16 protein-coding genes are annotated in these 14,948 nt (G+C 33.3%); all 16 read left to right on the forward strand.

Annotation, left to right across the window (positions count from 1 at the left end; all coding sequences use genetic code 11):
- The first annotated feature begins 13 nt into the window (after window positions 1–13).
- The 16 genes from RB618_RS12115 (at window position 14) to RB618_RS12190 (ending at window position 14,934) form a co-directional block, all read left to right on the forward strand.
- The gene (locus tag RB618_RS12115) at window positions 14–3,352 is read left to right on the forward strand and encodes a SusC/RagA family TonB-linked outer membrane protein (RefSeq protein WP_308068953.1); all 3,339 of its coding nucleotides are present in this window, start codon (window positions 14–16) and stop codon (window positions 3,350–3,352) included.
- Between the two features lie 11 nt (window positions 3,353–3,363).
- The gene (locus RB618_RS12120; RefSeq protein WP_308068954.1) at window positions 3,364–4,683 is read left to right on the forward strand and encodes a RagB/SusD family nutrient uptake outer membrane protein; all 1,320 of its coding nucleotides are present in this window, start codon (window positions 3,364–3,366) and stop codon (window positions 4,681–4,683) included.
- Window positions 4,684–4,821: 138 nt separating this feature from the next.
- Entirely contained in the window at window positions 4,822–5,586 is a 765-nt protein-coding gene (locus RB618_RS12125; protein ID WP_308068955.1) for a LytTR family DNA-binding domain-containing protein, read from the forward strand.
- A gap of 225 nt (window positions 5,587–5,811) precedes the next feature.
- Window positions 5,812–6,396: an NUMOD4 domain-containing protein gene (locus RB618_RS12130; RefSeq protein ID WP_308068956.1), complete on the forward strand. Its 585-nt coding sequence runs from the start codon at window positions 5,812–5,814 to the stop codon at window positions 6,394–6,396.
- Between the two features lie 477 nt (window positions 6,397–6,873).
- A complete protein-coding gene (gene lpdA, locus RB618_RS12135) occupies window positions 6,874–8,262 on the forward strand; it encodes a dihydrolipoyl dehydrogenase (protein WP_308068957.1) in 1,389 nt (462 codons plus the stop codon).
- 237 nt (window positions 8,263–8,499) lie between these two features.
- On the forward strand, window positions 8,500–9,249 hold the full coding sequence (locus RB618_RS12140) for a DUF2314 domain-containing protein (protein WP_308068958.1): 750 nt from the start codon (window positions 8,500–8,502) through the stop codon (window positions 9,247–9,249).
- 156 nt (window positions 9,250–9,405) lie between these two features.
- On the forward strand, window positions 9,406–9,912 hold the full coding sequence (locus RB618_RS12145) for a TPM domain-containing protein (RefSeq protein WP_308068959.1): 507 nt from the start codon (window positions 9,406–9,408) through the stop codon (window positions 9,910–9,912).
- A gap of 83 nt (window positions 9,913–9,995) precedes the next feature.
- Window positions 9,996–10,334, forward strand: a complete 339-nt coding sequence (locus tag RB618_RS12150) for a n-acetylglutamate synthase (protein WP_308068960.1) — start codon at window positions 9,996–9,998, stop codon at window positions 10,332–10,334.
- 63 nt (window positions 10,335–10,397) lie between these two features.
- The gene (locus RB618_RS12155; protein WP_308068961.1) at window positions 10,398–10,787 is read left to right on the forward strand and encodes a DUF1801 domain-containing protein; all 390 of its coding nucleotides are present in this window, start codon (window positions 10,398–10,400) and stop codon (window positions 10,785–10,787) included.
- A 93-nt stretch (window positions 10,788–10,880) separates the two neighbouring features.
- Window positions 10,881–11,552, forward strand: a complete 672-nt coding sequence (locus RB618_RS12160) for a DUF2625 domain-containing protein (RefSeq protein ID WP_308068962.1) — start codon at window positions 10,881–10,883, stop codon at window positions 11,550–11,552.
- 104 nt (window positions 11,553–11,656) lie between these two features.
- A complete protein-coding gene (locus RB618_RS12165) occupies window positions 11,657–12,031 on the forward strand; it encodes a hypothetical protein (protein ID WP_308068963.1) in 375 nt (124 codons plus the stop codon).
- A 192-nt stretch (window positions 12,032–12,223) separates the two neighbouring features.
- A complete protein-coding gene (locus RB618_RS12170; protein ID WP_308068964.1) occupies window positions 12,224–12,904 on the forward strand; it encodes a DUF4919 domain-containing protein in 681 nt (226 codons plus the stop codon).
- Between the two features lie 132 nt (window positions 12,905–13,036).
- Window positions 13,037–13,579 (forward strand): DUF2975 domain-containing protein, encoded by a 543-nt coding sequence (locus tag RB618_RS12175; protein ID WP_308068965.1) that lies wholly within the window; start codon window positions 13,037–13,039, stop codon window positions 13,577–13,579.
- Between the two features lie 10 nt (window positions 13,580–13,589).
- Window positions 13,590–13,796, forward strand: coding sequence for a helix-turn-helix transcriptional regulator (locus RB618_RS12180; RefSeq protein WP_057116634.1), 207 nt, complete (start codon window positions 13,590–13,592; stop codon window positions 13,794–13,796).
- Between the two features lie 79 nt (window positions 13,797–13,875).
- Window positions 13,876–14,469 (forward strand): NAD(P)H-dependent oxidoreductase, encoded by a 594-nt coding sequence (locus RB618_RS12185; protein ID WP_308068966.1) that lies wholly within the window; start codon window positions 13,876–13,878, stop codon window positions 14,467–14,469.
- 24 nt (window positions 14,470–14,493) lie between these two features.
- Window positions 14,494–14,934 carry a hypothetical protein gene (locus RB618_RS12190; protein WP_308068967.1) on the forward strand — a complete coding sequence of 147 codons (441 nt, stop codon included), beginning with the start codon at window positions 14,494–14,496 and terminating at the stop codon, window positions 14,932–14,934.
- Window positions 14,935–14,948 lie beyond the last annotated feature (14 nt).

Raw genomic sequence — 14,948 nt, forward strand, 5'->3', positions numbered from 1 at the left:
ACAACCCAAAAACATGACAAAAATTTTACAAACCTTACTCTTGTTCCTGGCAATCGCAGGATACTCGCAGGAAACCCGAACCATCACGGGGATCATTCAAGATGCAGCAGATTCATCGCCAATTCCTGGCGCATCGATCTTCGTTGAGAATAATTCGATATCAAACAAAACCGCTATGGCAGGTATTATCCATAGTGAAGCAATTGGAACTACCTCAGATTTTGACGGTAAATTCAGCTTGAAAATCGCAAAAAACGTTACTACTTTGAGAGTTACTTTCATGGGATATAAATCGTATACTCTTGAATTATCTGCTCAAAAAGATTATACTATTGCCTTAAACTCTGAAACAGCAAAACTTCAAGAGGTTCTTATAACAGGTTATCAGAAAATTGAAAAAAGAAAGCTGACATCTGCTATTACAAAAGTAGATATGACTTCAATTCAGCAGACGGGTGTTGCAAGCATTGACCAATTATTAATTGGACAAGTTGCCGGAGTTGCTGTTACTACTCCATCAGGAGCGCCAGGAGCTGCAGCCAAAATCAGAATTAGAGGTACTGCTTCTTTAAATGGAACACAAGATCCTTTATGGGTTTTAGACGGACTTCCGTTGGAAAACAATGATGTTCCAAAAAATTACGATAAAGAGAATATCGATTTATTAAGCAACTACTCTATTGCTGGTTTAAATCCAGATGACATTAAAGATATTACCATTTTAAAAGATGCTGCGGCTACAGCTATTTATGGTGCACGCGCTGCAAACGGAGTAATCGTTGTTACGACTAAAAAAGGGAGAAGCGGTAAAATGACCGTTAGCTTCAACACCAATACTTTTATTACTCAAAGACCAGAATTTTCAAAATTAAACTTAATGAACTCTAATCAGAAAGTTGATCTTGAACTTAATATGGCGAGCCGTGCAGATTTGACTTACAGAGACACCGGTGGTGATGTTGCTCGTATCCTAAATGGAGCGAATGAATTAGATGCATACAGAGCCGGTGGATTCTCTTCTTTGAGTCCGCAAACACAACAGTCAATCAATAACCTAAGAGGCATCAATACAAATTGGGGTAATTTATTATACCAAAATGCAATCAACACACAACACGGATTAAGTTTGTCTGGAGGTGGTGAAAGATCTGACTACTATTTCTCTTTAGGATATTATGACGAAAAAGGAACAACAATTGGAACAGGTCTTAAACGTTACAATTTAACTTTAAAAAACAGCTATGATATTACTGATAAATTTAAAGTGGGTGTAGGTATTTTTGGTTCAGACACTAAAACTACTTCTTACGTAACAGATACTGATGGTTTTACAAATCCTGCAAACTATTCAAGAAACGTAAACCCATATCTTACTCCTTACAATGAAGATGGAAGTTATAAATACGATCCAGACATTGCTTCTTATTCTGATATTAAATTGCCTTTTAATTTCTTAGAAGAAAGAAACAATACTTCTTATGATTTAAAAACAAGAGCTATAAAAGCATTGCTTGACGCTGAGTATAAAATCACAAAAGATTTGAAAGTATCAAGTCAATTAGGTTTGCAGCTGGATAATTCTTCTAGCGAAAAATTTGCTGGCAAGGAAACTTTTTACACTAGAAAACAAAAAGAAAAAACAAGTTATTATTCTGGAGGAGTTCAAAAGTATTTCCTTCCTGAAGGTGGTATTATCCAAAATACAAACACAGACTTTTTTCAGTACAACTTAAAAACAATGGTGAACTATTCTAAAACTTTAGGAGAGAAACACGAAATTGAAATAATGGTTGGTAATGAATTAAGAAGAAATAAAAACACTACTATCTTGACAAGAGGTTTTGGTTATGACGAAAAGAATTTGACAACACAGCAAATTATTTTTCCTAACTCGAATTCTGTTAATGACGCTATTTACAAAACATTCATAAAAACAGAAAAAGAAAATGCTTTTGCATCATTCTTTGCAACAGCGGCATACACTTATAATAGAAAATATAGCTTCTACGGAAGTGTGCGTTATGATGGTTCTGACTTATTTGGTGTAGACCCAAAATACAAATACTTGCCACTTTGGTCAACATCTGGATCTTGGTTGGTATCTCAAGAAAATTTCTTAAAAGACAGCAAAACAATTTCTAACTTAAGACTTCGTGCTTCTTACGGTTTACAAGGTAATATTGATAAAAACACTTCACCTTATGTAGTTGGAGAAAATAAAACTACTACTATTTTACCAGGACAGACAGAACCTATAATTGAAGTAATGACTCCTCCAAACAGCAAATTGCGTTGGGAAAAAACAGAAAATACCAACTTAGGTTTTGATCTTGGTGTATTTAATAATCGTATTACCATTGTAACTGATTTCTACGGAAGAAAAAGCACTGATTTAATTGGTATGAAAGCACTTCCTTTAGAAAATGGTTTTGAATTTACCAATATGAACTGGGCGCAAGTAAGTAATAAAGGTTATGAAATTGCCTTGGCAACAAAAAACATCGACCGTCCTAATTTTAAATGGAATACTACAATTAATTTTGCTCATAACAAAAGTAACATTGACCGTTTAGAAATAAGAGACAACAGTTATTTGCCAAACCAAGAAGGTCATGCTGTAAACGCTGTTTTTGGATTTAAAACAAACGGAATCGACGAAAACGGTTATCCATTATTTGTAAACAAAAAAGGAGAAACTGTAAATGCACAGACTTTCTTTGGTCTATTTGACCCTTATGCTGAATTCTTGCCTGGAGAAATTACTCAGTCAAGTTTAACGCCAGCAGAATTTAGAGATCTATTTGTTTACCTAGGAGACAAAGATCCTAAATTTACAGGAGGTCTTACAAACACATTTAAGGTTCGTAATTTTGATCTTACGATTGCAGCGTCATTCAATATCAAACAAACAGTTACTAAAACGCCTCCTTACAACGGAACAATAGTAGACAGAGGACAGAATTATACAACTGATATTTTAAACGCTTGGTCACCAACCAATACTTCATCTAATTTACCAGGTATTACGAGTAAAGATTCTGGTACAGGCGATTCATGGATGGCGTACAGCTGGTTTTCTGGTGCAAATCAAATCAATACTTATAACTACTTAGATACTTGGGTTAGCGAAATGAGTTATATGAGATTAAGCAGTGTTCGTTTTGGTTATACATTCCCAAAAACATTCACAGATTACATCAATATTCAAAGTATTCGTTTAAATCTTGAAGCAAGAAACTTATTTGTGATAAGCTCAGATTACAAAGGTTATTTTGATCCTGAAACTTACGGAAACATTTATGCGCAGCCAGTTCCTAGATCATTTACTTTAGGACTTAATGTTACTTTCTAAAAACTAAAAAGATGAAAAAATTCTCAAAATATATAACACTATTCGTTGCTGCTATTGCCCTTAGCAGCTGCGATGACTATCTGGACATTACTCCAGTAGGAAAAGTAATTCCAGAATCGCTAGAAGAATTTCGTGCAGTTCTAACCAAAGGCTATGCTTCATATCCAGAACACAAATCATTATCAACAGTTCGTACAGACGAATTAATAATGAATGAAGACAACAGTGAAGTTTCTATTTATAAAGATATTTATTTATGGAAAGATGCAAATCCTGATAAAAGCACATTAGAATTTCACTATCAAGATTTATACAATGTCATTTTTTACACCAATGTAGTTATAAATGAAGCTTCAAAAAAAGTAGAAGCATCTGAGGAAAAAGATCAACTGTTAGGCGAAGCTTATGCTTTGAGAGCAATGGCAAACTTTGATTTGGTTAACCTTTTCGGAAAGCCTTATAATGCTACAACTGCAGGCACAGACAAAGGAGTTCCATTAGCTCTAGAAATAGATTTGGAACAAGTTTTTGTGCCTCAGAGTGTAGAAGCTATTTACAATCAAATTATTTCTGACACGAAAGAAGCAGAGAAATTAATCAACATAAGCAAGCAGACAACAGGATTAAACTATCGTTTCTCAAAAGTAGCTTTATACAGTTTAGAAAGCCGTGTGTATTTGTATCAGCAGCAATGGCAAAAATCATTAGATGCTGCCAACAAAGCTTTAGAAATCAACAATACTTTAATTGATTTAAAAGCAACTCCTGTTCTGGCTACAAAATTTGACGGAAAAGAATCGATTTTAGCCCTTGAAGATGGATATATAGTAGGTATTCAAAGAGCTTCATTTGCTTCTGCCGATTTAATTGCTGCGTATAACAAAACAACAGATTTACGTTTCCCGCTTTATTTTTCAGCTAGCGGAAGCCGTTTCAAAATCCTAAAAGGAGGAAATGACAATCAAAAATCATCTTTCAGGACTTCAGAGTTATATTTAACAAAAGCTGAAACTTTATTGAAATTAGATAATATTAATGATGCAAAAGCAACAGTTTTAAATTTCATTAAAAACAGATATTCAGCTACTGGATACACACAGCTAGAAGGTGAAGTTAATGCTATGAATGCAGTAGATTTAACAAACTTCATTTACGAAGAAAGACATAGAGAATTTGCTGTCGAAGGTCACCGTTGGTTTGACTTAAGAAGAACAACTCAAAAACAAATCGTTCATAAATTCTTGAGCACCGAAAGCACTTTAATACAAAATGATCCGCGTTATACTATTATCTATCCAGCAAACGCGAGATTAAACAATCCCAATCTATAATTTTACCTAATTGTTTTTTTTTAAAGAGGTCTAGTTTTTACAACTAGGCCTTTTTTTATAAAATCAATGCAACAAAATGCGCTCTTTATTGCGTATAAGAATTCCTGAATTTATCTTTGCATTATAAATATCTGCAAAATGAAAATTGCTATTGTCGAAGACGAACATCTTGCTTCCAGCTATCTAAAATCTATTTTAGAGCAGCAGGACATTTTATCGATTGATGCAATCAGCGTTTTAAAATCGGTAAAAGAAGCTGTAGCATTTTTTAGCGAAAACAAAGTAGACCTCGCTTTTATGGACATTCATTTGGGCGACGGAAAAAGTCTCGAAATCTTCGAAAAAGCAGATATCTCCTGCCCCGTTATTTTTGTAACCGCTTACGATTCTTATGCCATTTCGGTTTTCAAACATTTTACAATAGATTATCTTTTAAAACCATTTGAAGAAGAAGAATTATTGGAAGCACTTCAGAAATTCAAAAAAATAAAAGACCGTTTTAACAGCAATTCTACGCTTCAATCTTTAGTCGCAATAGAAAATCCCGAAAGCAATAAAATACAGCGCCATTTCTTAGTAAATCACGGTTATAAAATGATTTCTATTAATGAAAACGAAATCACCTATTTTTCTGCCACCGGAAAGCATCTTTTTATTCATATAAAATCTGGAAACAGCTATTTGTACAATAATACTTTGACAGAAATTATAAACAGTCTTGATCCGTTTCGTTTTTTCAAAATAAACAGAAAATATATCGTTAGCCGAGACAGCATTAAAGAAGTTATAAAACATTCCAATCAGAAAGTTGAATTGGTTTTGACGGTTCCTGCAGCTGAATCTGACGCTATTTTCATTAGTAAAAAGGAAATCAACAACTTCAAAAACTGGCTAGATCAATAATTTAATAATTATTTAGCTATAAAATCACATTAATTTAAAAAATAGAAAAACTGCATTTTTGATAAATTGTGATTTAAAATCCGACTAAAAACTATCAAAAACGTTTTAAAACGTTAAATTAGCGTTATAGAAATCATAAAATTGCCCTTTCACAATCAGTAAGATAGCTGAAATTTTTGGTTTATTATTTATCTTTGAGAATATAGAAATCAAATGTAAAAGACAATGCCACAAAATAGATTTTATCCTGATGAAAAATTCAAAGAAATAGAAATAAATGCCTCATTACAATTAAGATACGCCATTTCGAATAGAGGTCGATTAATAAGCTTTACCGATGAAATTGAAAATGGCCGCATTCTTAAAGGAGGTTTAAGCGACGGATATCCAACTTTTCGCTTTAAGGTTAAAAAAGACGATAAAATCGTAAATAAATATCTCTTCTTATACAAACTAGTTGCCCAATATTTCATTCCAAAGGAATCGGAAGAGCAAACCTATGTGCTGCACTTAGATTACAACAGGGCTAATGATGATGAACGCAATCTTCGCTGGGCAACCAAACAGGAAATGATGGCGCACAGCCGTAAAAGTCCACGCGTTATTCAGGCAAAAAAGAACTTAATTGAACACAATCTAAAAGCAGACGGACGAAAATTAACCACAACAAAAGTGATGTTAATCAAGAAAATCCTAGCAAGACCTGAACAAAAAACACGTCTTAAAATGATTGCCAAACAATTTGGCGTAAGCGAAATGCAAATCAGAAGAATTGCCAGCGGAGAAAACTGGGGACACGTTAAGATTTAATGGTGAATGGTGAATTGTGAATGGTAAATTATTAATTCAAAATTCATAACTCATAACTCATAATTATATAAGCCACAGATTATACAGATTAACACAGATTTGAAAAAATCCTTTTAATCCTATATAATCTGTGGCTTATTTTATTCCAAAAGATTCAGCGACTGTCAGGCTGAGCGAAGTCGAAGCCCATACACAAAGCTCTTCGACTTCGCTCAGAGTGGCACTCAATAATCACCTAAATTTTTCAGATTTATCGTTAAAACCACAAAAATCAATTCATAATTCATAATTTACAATTCACAATTACTTTGGTTTCTGTGAAAAGACCAAAATCTGTGTCTTTAAAAACAAAATTTCAGGTGTTCGTATAAAATAAATCCTTAAATTCGCAATCACAAATAACAAAAGAAGAAATCGAAAGATGAGTTTCGGAAATATAAACTTCATTTTCGATAGTTAATACTAAAAGCAAAAAAAATGAAATACGACGTTATTGTTTTAGGAAGTGGTCCTGGAGGATATGTAACAGCGATTAGAGCTTCACAATTAGGCTTTAAAACTGCTGTAGTAGAAAAAGAAAATCTAGGTGGAGTTTGCCTTAACTGGGGATGTATCCCAACAAAAGCGCTTTTAAAATCTGCTCAGGTTTTTGATTACCTTAAACACGCTTCTGACTACGGATTGAAAGTTTCTGAATTTGATAAAGATTTCCCTGCAGTTATTCAACGCAGCCGTGGTGTTGCTGAAGGAATGAGCAAAGGTGTTCAATTCTTAATGAAAAAAAACAAAATTGACGTTATTGAAGGTTTTGGAAAACTAAAACCAGGAAAAAAACTTGACGTTACTGATAAAGACAATAAAGTTACAGAATATAGCGCTGATCACATTATCATCGCAACTGGAGCTCGTTCTCGCGAGTTGCCAAACTTACCTCAAGATGGTGTAAAAGTAATTGGATACCGTCAAGCAATGACATTGCCAACGCAACCAAAATCTATGATCATTGTTGGTTCTGGAGCAATCGGAGTTGAGTTCGCTCACTTCTACAACTCAATGGGAACAGATGTTACTATCGTAGAATTTATGCCAAACGTAGTTCCTGTAGAAGACGAAGATATCTCAAAACAATTTGAGCGTTCTTTGAAAAAATCAGGAATTAAAGTAATGACTAACTCTTCTGTTGAGCGTATTGACACTACAGGAGCTGGAGTTAAAGCTTTCGTTAAAACTGCAAAAGGAGAAGAAGCTCTTGAAGCTGACATCGTACTTTCGGCAGTTGGAATCAAAACAAACATTGAAAATATCGGATTAGAAGAAGTTGGAATCGCGGTTGACAGAGATAAAATCTTAGTAAACGCTTACAACGAAACTAACATTCCAGGATACTACGCAATTGGAGACGTTACTCCAGGTCAAGCTTTAGCTCACGTTGCTTCAGCTGAAGGAATTAACTGTGTGGAGAAAATCAAAGGTTTACACGTAGACCCAATCGATTACGGAAACGTTCCTGGCTGTACTTACGCAACTCCAGAAATCGCTTCTGTAGGTTTAACAGAAAAACAAGCAAAAGAAAAAGGTTACGAATTAAAAATTGGTAAATTCCCATTCTCAGCTTCTGGAAAAGCAAAAGCTGCTGGAAACGCTGACGGATTCGTAAAAGTAATCTTCGATGCTAAATACGGAGAATGGTTAGGATGCCACATGATTGGTGCTGGTGTTACAGATATGATTGCTGAGGCAGTTGTTGCTCGTAAACTAGAAACTACAGGTCACGAAATCCTTAAATCTATCCACCCTCACCCAACAATGAGCGAGGCTGTTATGGAAGCTGTAGCTGATGCTTACGGCGAAGTAATTCACTTGTAAAAATATACCGTTTTACGGTTATATATAATTTTTCAATTTATAAAATCCGATTTGTGAAAGCAAGTCGGATTTTTTTGTGCCTATAGTTTTGTCATTTCGACTGAAAGGAGAAATCACAAAACTTTATCTGATACAACCTTGCTTTTAAAATTAATAATTCTAAAAAACAACTAAATATCATTTCTTTCAAAGTACTAAAAAGCTTACTTTTATAAATCAATATAAATAAGCATTGTTATGGAAGAAACAAAAATATTCTACGCCGACGGAGAAAATCCAAAAATGATTGAGGCTTACAAAAAAGCTCAAGAAACCTTTAAATATTTCTGGAGAGAATTATCTTGGGAATACAGACGAATAGTTCCAGGATTGGATGTTGCTTGCGTAAAACTGGCTTTTACTCAAGAAATAGACGGAGAAACCATCGTAGAATATATGTGGATTAACGATGTAAACTTTGATGGTGAAACTATATACGGGGTTTTAGTAAACGATCCTAACGAGCTTACCAATGTAAATAACGGAGACGAAATTGCAATTCCCATAAATCAGATTAGTGACTGGCTGTTTGCTATTAATGGTCAAACTTATGGCGCATTTACAATTCAAGCGATGCGTTCTGAAATGAGCGAAGACGAAAGAGAATCGCATGATGAAGCATGGGGATTAGATTTTGGAGATTTCAATGATATTTTGGTTGTAAATGAACAAAAAGAAAAACCCGAAAATCTAATTGAGCATCCAATGAGTAAAAACATGAAGGAAAGTCTTATTGATTTTGTAAAAAACAATCCAGATGAATTAACGCATCAAGATGAATTGGGATACACATTTTTACATCGTGAAACCATTGCTGGAAATCAGACTTCCGTTGAAGTTTTATTGGAATCTGGCGCAGATAGAAACACAAAAACTGAAAACGGCAAAACGGCATTAGATTTTGCCAAAGAATTAAAATGGAATCATTTATTGCCTTTATTACAATAGAAAACTTTAAAATCCGATTTGTGAAAAACAGATCGGATTTTTATTTTTATAAAACTCTCATTTTTTTCAAATCCAAATCAAAACTATTCTATTTTTCATCTGTTTAAAATTAAAGAATATGCTACTTTTGCTGCACCAAATCTAATATGCCACAGAATGAAAAAATTATTCTTTACGCTAGCACTGTTAACCTCAGTTCTTTTATCTGCCCAAACAAAAAACGACACCGATTTTTCTGCTCAACTAAAAAGCTCTTTTTCAGGATCAACAGACTGTGTCAACGACTTCGAAAAAATATTAACACCAGTCGAGCTTAAATCTTTGAATACCACATTAAACGGTTTCGAAAAAAAATACCTTTATAAAATTGTTGTCATCACAACTCCTTCTTATTCTCCATTCAACTCATTGGAAGAATATACATTGGAACTCGATAAATTTCTATCAAAAGACCCGCGATTAGACCCTACTCTTTTAATAATCGTAAGTAAAAAATTAAGACAAATTCAGGTTATAAGTGTCGATTTTATAAGATACAAATTAAGTACTGAAGACACACAAAACATAATTGCCACTTATTCTGTTCCAGAACTTAAAAAAGGAAATTATTATAAAGCATTAGAACTGGCTTCAAACGAGTTCATGAAAAAATTGCAACAATAAAATCAATAAATGTAGCAAAATCCGATTTGTAGTAGCAGATCGGATTTTTTATTTATCTTGTCAACTTCATAACAGGATTTATAATGATCAATTACAACAACAAAATTTTCAAGCCTATCTCCAACAGCGAAAACGGAGAAACTTCTAATGAAACCGCTTTTCTTTATAAACAAGAAGAAAATATTTTAAGCGCAGAATATTCAGGTGGAAAAATCATAAAAGGTCATTTAATTGGCTTGGTAGATAACAACGGAAATATTGATATGAGATATCATCAGGTAAATGAAAAAGGCGAATTAATGACTGGAATTTGCCATTCTAAACCTGAAATTTTAGAAAATGGAAAAATCAGACTTCATGAAACTTGGCAGTGGACATCTGGTGACCAATCAAAAGGAAATTCTGTAATTGAAGAACAATAAAAATAATCCTGAGATCTTTTATAACTTTATCAAAAATCAGTACCTAATTAAAAATCAATTATTATGAAATCGGAAATTCAGACTTATAATAATTCACAGATAGCTGAAGATAAAGAAATCTGCGATCTTCTTTGTAACATAATAGACAAGAACTTAACTGAAGCCGAAAATAAAATCTGGCATGCGCATCCTGTTTGGTTTCTAGACGGAAATCCGATTGTAGGCTACAGTAAACTAAAAGGTTCTGTTAGATTGCTTTTCTGGAGCGGACAATCTTTTGAAGAAGAAAAACTACAAAATGAAGGTTCGTTTAAAGCAGCCGAAATGCGTTATACAAATGCAAATCAAATTAACGCAGAAGACTTGAAACGCTGGCTCCAAAAAAGCATAGAAATTCAATGGGATTATAAAAACATTGTCAAACGAAAAGGAGTTCTTCTTCGACTAAAATAACCAATTAACCAAAAAGCAATAAAACCAAAAATGAAATTTTTTCCCTTAATCGCCTTTATTTTTTTTACCTCTACAACCTTTTCACAAACAAAAATGAAACCAGTAAACGAACTTATCGATCAGACAGATTCTGGATGGAAATTAGTAAAAGAATGGACAAATACAGCCAAAAACAAAGTAGAAATTCTTCCGGCAGATCCTCAAAAAGCCAAAGACGCTTTGTATCACACCCAAGTTACTACCAGTTCGCCAATGGGCGCCATTGTATATAAAACCGGCGGAATTTTAATAGACAACGGATGGATCAGAATTCTAGGTTCTGGAAGTGCCAAACTTAACCGAAGTCTTCCTGATTGGAACAAAGGAAAATCTTTTAAAGAGTTTGGAGAAACTCCTTCCTTCTTTTTAATTGCCGACGATGCTTTGGGCGGTTTTTACATTTTGAATGGTGGAGCATTTGGATCCGATCTTGGAAAAGTATATTATTTTGCGCCAGATAATCTAGAATACGAACAGCTTGATATTACCTATTCTGAGTTTTTAGAATTTTGTTTTAATAACGATTTAGATAAATATTATTCTGGAAGCCGTTGGGAAAACTGGAAAAAAGACCTTACTGCCTTACATGGCGATCAGGTTTTCAATTTTTATCCGTTTCTATGGACTGAAGAAGGAAACGATATCAACAAAGTTCAACGAAAAATGATTTCTGCCGAAGAACAATACAGCCTTAATTTAGATTTAAGAAAACAGCTTGGACATTAATCCAATCACATAATATTTTAAATTCCAGATTTTTAGTTTTAATTTTATTACTGACAAACTGTTGTCACAAACTCCTTTTACTTTTATAAAATAAAACTAAAAAGATGGAAACTAAAGACGGAAAATTAGCCGTTTATGCCCAAACAAGACAAGATTGGCGCAATTGGCTGCATGAAAATAGTCAGACCGAAAAATCGGTTTGGCTTATTTTATATCATAAAAAAAGTAAAACACAAAGCGTTAATTTAGTCGAAGCAACTGAAGAAGCGCTTTGTTTTGGCTGGATCGACAGTCTCTGCAAAAAGCGCGATGCAGAAAGCTATTACCTTACCTTCTCACATCGAAACCCGAAAACCAGCAAATGGAGCAAACCTAATATTGAAAGGGCCGAACGCATGATCCAGCAAAATTTAATGACAGAACACGGTCAGAAATTAATTGATATTGCAAAAGAAAAAGGAAAATGGATTATTGAATAATCTGCAAAGTAAGGTTTAATTTATATTGCTTGTCCCTCCGGATCAGGCTGTCTGCTGTATCTTTTATGGTGAACCCATTATAAAAAGATGCCGCTCCCATTCTTCACGCATCTATATTTATAAGAAGATTTTGTGTTAAAATAATTTGTATTTTTAGTTAGACCAAAAAATCAACCTAAAACCTTACCAATCATGCTAAAACAACTAATCTTTCTGCTCCTCTTTTGTTTCGGAATCCAATCACATTCGCAAGAAACTGGTTTTACAACTCCAGATTATAAAGCCATCGAAAAAGAAATCAACGATAAAAATTCGAAATTCTTTTATCCAAAATTAATGGAAAGACTGGTAAAAAATGATACTCTTTTAACGCATGATGAATACCGTCACTTGTATTTAGGCTATGTTTTTCAACCCAAATACAATGCATTTTGGACTTCGTCAGAAGATGAAAAACTTCGCACGTATTATGCAAAAGAAAAACTCGAAGCTTCCGATTATGACGAAATTATAAAACTAGCCAGTAATTCTTTAAATGAATTCCCTTTTGACCTACGACAGCTCAACTATCTTGCTTATGTTTACCATTTAAAAGGAGATGAAACTGCAGCAAAAATTACTTCTTTTAGATTTCATAGCATTATGAATGTCATTCTCTCTTCGGGTGACGGAAAAAAGTGCGAAACTGGTTTTCATGTCTTAATGGTTGATCACGAATACATACTGCTCAATCTTTTTGAAATTGAATCGAAAGGACAATCACTTGTTGATAATTGTGATTATCTAAGTTTCGAAAAAGGCGTTTACAATGTAGACGGCATTTATTTTAATATTGAAAAAATGCTCGAAAACGAAAAGAAAGTACTTCGATAACACGATTTATAACATAAAAAAAATGCTTCAACAATTAAATGTTGAAGCATTTTTTTTGATTAAACCTATTTATTTATTGTTTATCAATAAATTTTTATTATTTTAGCAGCACAACTTCTAATCTTTTATAGTATGGAAATCAAAATTGGAACACCGCAGATTCTAAAAATCCTAAATATTGTATCATGGATTATTTTTATTGGATTATGTGTAGAAGCTGGCATGTATCTTTTTAACGGAATTTATACAATGACTATAAATTCATACAATGCACGTTTTCTTAATCTGTTAGATTTATACAATTACAGTACTAGTTTTTACATTCAAGAAATATGTTTTATAAGCATTGTGGCAATCTTAAAAGCAATCATGTTTTATCTGATTGTAAAAATGCTGCACGAAAAAAAATTAAATATAGAACAGCCTTTTACTGCAGAAATGGGACGTTTTATATCCTATCTTTCGTATTTAGCGTTCGGAATCGGATTGTTTTCTTTTTGGGCATTCAAATTCAATAATTGGTTGGCATCAAATGGCGTAAAACTCCCAACTTTAGAATCTCTGAATCTTGAAGGTCATAGCATCTGGATTTTTATGGCAATTGTGATGTTTGTAATAGGACAGATTTTTAAAAGAGGAATCGAAATTCAATCTGAAATTGACTTAACCATTTAAACGAAAAATTATGCCCATTATAGTAAATTTGGATGTCATGATGGCAAAGAGAAAAATGTCATTAAATGAACTTTCAGAAAAAGTAGATTTAACTTTATCAAATCTTTCCATTCTAAAAACAGGAAAAGCAAAAGCCATTCGTTTCAGCACGCTTGAAGCAATCTGCAAAGTTTTGGATTGCCAGCCTGGTGATATTTTAGAATTTTCAGAAGAATAATTTCATCTCGATTTAATTTGTATTTTCGTACAAAAATAATTTAAACTTTGAAACGATTATAAATCTAAAAAGTCTAAAAATGAACATTTTAATTGTTTACTCTCATCCCAGCAAAAAATCGTACACTTTTCAGGTTTTGGAAAGATTAAAATCTGTTTTGGCTAAGGAAAATTGGAATATCGAAATCTCAGATCTATACGCTTCCAATTTCGAAAGTGATCTTTCTGAAGCAGAATATGAACGTGAAGGTTTTGCAAAAACTCAGCTTCCGATTCCGCAAGATGTTTTAAACGAACAAGAAAAAATAGAAAAAGCAGACTGTATTATTTTCCTTTATCCCGTTTGGTGGAGCGATTGTCCTGCAAAACTAAAAGGCTGGTTCGATCGTGTTTATTCGGTTGGATATGCTTACGGACAAAATGAGACTTCGAGAAAAATGAAAACCATTCCGTATGGTCTTGTAATTTGTACAGCTGGTCATCCAAATGATTTTCTTAACGAAATTGAAATTGCCCAAAGCATGGAAAAAATAATGCTCGAAGACCGACTTGGAAAACGTTTTACCAAAAAAGAAATGATTATTCTGGGCGGAACTTTAGAACTCGAAAATGTAATGGCAAAACATTTTGAACTAATTAGTCAAATTCCTGAAAAAATTAAGGTCATAAAATAATCCCTAAAAATAAACTAACCTCAAATGATACAAGACGATACAATAGAAAAATCGGTTTTTGAAGAAATTCCAACAGAAAAAATATATTCAGAAAAAGCTATAAGAATAGGAACATTTTTTGCCGGTCCTTTGGTTGCGGGTTATTGCATTGCAGAAAATTTTAAAGCGTTTAATGACTTTGAAAAAGCAAAAAATACATGGATTATTACAACTCTATCAATGATTGCAATTATTGGGCTTATTTTTATCATTCCCGATAACTTTCCGAGTATTATCTTCCCAGTGCTTTATTCGGTTGTGGCCTCTTATTTCTTGAAAAAATTTCAAGAACAGAACATTCAAAATCATATTCAAAATGGCGGTCAAACTTTCGGCGGATGGAGAGTTACATTAATAGGTCTACTAAGCATTACTGTTTTTTTCGGAATCATAATAAGTATTGTTTTATTAACCGAAAATGTCTAAAATTTTTTCTGTCC

Source organism: Flavobacterium sp. LHD-85 (assembly GCF_030929595.1).
In the GTDB taxonomy this organism is placed as follows: domain Bacteria; phylum Bacteroidota; class Bacteroidia; order Flavobacteriales; family Flavobacteriaceae; genus Flavobacterium.

Coding starts and splice junctions, on each gene's coding strand:
- RB618_RS12115 (WP_308068953.1), top strand. CDS start 14: ATGACAAAAATTTTACAAACCTTACTCTTGTTCCTGGCAATCGCAGGA.
- RB618_RS12120 (WP_308068954.1), top strand. CDS start 3,364: ATGAAAAAATTCTCAAAATATATAACACTATTCGTTGCTGCTATTGCC.
- RB618_RS12125 (WP_308068955.1), top strand. CDS start 4,822: ATGAAAATTGCTATTGTCGAAGACGAACATCTTGCTTCCAGCTATCTA.
- RB618_RS12130 (WP_308068956.1), top strand. CDS start 5,812: ATGCCACAAAATAGATTTTATCCTGATGAAAAATTCAAAGAAATAGAA.
- lpdA (WP_308068957.1), top strand. CDS start 6,874: ATGAAATACGACGTTATTGTTTTAGGAAGTGGTCCTGGAGGATATGTA.
- RB618_RS12140 (WP_308068958.1), top strand. CDS start 8,500: ATGGAAGAAACAAAAATATTCTACGCCGACGGAGAAAATCCAAAAATG.
- RB618_RS12145 (WP_308068959.1), top strand. CDS start 9,406: ATGAAAAAATTATTCTTTACGCTAGCACTGTTAACCTCAGTTCTTTTA.
- RB618_RS12150 (WP_308068960.1), top strand. CDS start 9,996: ATGATCAATTACAACAACAAAATTTTCAAGCCTATCTCCAACAGCGAA.
- RB618_RS12155 (WP_308068961.1), top strand. CDS start 10,398: ATGAAATCGGAAATTCAGACTTATAATAATTCACAGATAGCTGAAGAT.
- RB618_RS12160 (WP_308068962.1), top strand. CDS start 10,881: ATGAAACCAGTAAACGAACTTATCGATCAGACAGATTCTGGATGGAAA.
- RB618_RS12165 (WP_308068963.1), top strand. CDS start 11,657: ATGGAAACTAAAGACGGAAAATTAGCCGTTTATGCCCAAACAAGACAA.
- RB618_RS12170 (WP_308068964.1), top strand. CDS start 12,224: ATGCTAAAACAACTAATCTTTCTGCTCCTCTTTTGTTTCGGAATCCAA.
- RB618_RS12175 (WP_308068965.1), top strand. CDS start 13,037: ATGGAAATCAAAATTGGAACACCGCAGATTCTAAAAATCCTAAATATT.
- RB618_RS12180 (WP_057116634.1), top strand. CDS start 13,590: ATGCCCATTATAGTAAATTTGGATGTCATGATGGCAAAGAGAAAAATG.
- RB618_RS12185 (WP_308068966.1), top strand. CDS start 13,876: ATGAACATTTTAATTGTTTACTCTCATCCCAGCAAAAAATCGTACACT.
- RB618_RS12190 (WP_308068967.1), top strand. CDS start 14,494: ATGATACAAGACGATACAATAGAAAAATCGGTTTTTGAAGAAATTCCA.